Here is a 1,128-nt window from a genome sequence, read left to right as displayed (position 1 = left end):
GTCTTTACGAAGGCTTCAGCCATTCCGTTGGACTGTGGGCTGCGGACCGGCGTCGTGCGAGGCTCCATGCCGATATCCAGCAGCAGCGATTTCGTGCCTGACGCAATGAAGCACGATCCATTGTCAGTCAGCCATTCGATGGGCTTAGGAAGGATATTGATGCGGCCGAAGCGGTTTTCGACGGCCGTGATGACAAGGTCCTGAACATCTTCGCTTTTGATGCCTTCAGTAGTGGCGACATGGGCAATTGCCTCGCGATCACAGCAGTCGAGCGCAAAGGCAACGCGGACCTTTTCTTTGTTATCGCAGCCGATTTCGAAACCGTCCGAGCACCAACGCACATTCGATTGAGCGACAGCGACACGACCATCGTGGCGACGGCTATCAATGGCTCCAGTATGGCGTTCGAGAAGCAGGCCATGCACCTTCATCACCCGATAAACGCGTTTGACGTTCGGCCATGAGCGGCTTTCCCAACAGGCTTTACGGCGTAGAAGCGCATGAACCCGGCGGTATCCATAGGTTGGCATCTCGGAGATGATCGCTTTGATTTCATCGACGAGATCATCATCCGCAAACGGCGGCCGACCACGGGCTTTGGAAGGACGCTGTCTCACCCGCTCCGCCATGTTTGACCGGGCAACACCAAAAGTCTTGCACACGGCCGTCATCGGGAACTTCCCTTCGGCAATGACAGCGAGCGCAACAGGTGTTTTTTTGGGCCGGTGGCGATCTCAAGCGCTTCTTTGAGAATCTCGCCTTCCATCGTCTTCTTGCCAAGCAAACGCTGTAGTTCTTTGACCTGGTTTTGAAGGGCACGATATTCGGATGCAGGAACGACATCTTCCTCGGCAGCAGTTGCCGTCAAAGCTCCTTGCGTGGCAAGCTTACGCCAAGTGAATAACTGGTTCGGCTGGATACCGTAACGCCGAGCAACGATGCTCACGGTTGCGTCCGGCTCATATGTCTCCTGGATGATGGCAAGCTTCTCTGCCGTCGACCAGCGACGGCGGCGCTCAGGGCCGGACAGGACTTCTATCTTAGGACTGTGACTGGTCATAATGGGCACATTACCTCGCACACTTGTTAAGTGGGAGATCGTGTCCGGATATTTATGGGGCCATTACA

General features: G+C 55.3%; 1 pseudogene. It reads right to left on the bottom strand.

Annotation, left to right across the window (positions count from 1 at the left end):
* A pseudogene (locus JNB91_RS30260) lies at positions 1-1,060 on the bottom strand (IS3-like element IS1312 family transposase); the annotation flags it as partial.
* Positions 1,061-1,128 lie beyond the last annotated feature (68 nt).

The organism is Aliirhizobium wenxiniae (assembly GCF_019511445.1).
In the GTDB taxonomy this organism is placed as follows: domain Bacteria; phylum Pseudomonadota; class Alphaproteobacteria; order Rhizobiales; family Rhizobiaceae; genus Neorhizobium; species Neorhizobium wenxiniae_A.
This window is presented reverse-complemented; position numbering and strand designations above follow the sequence as displayed.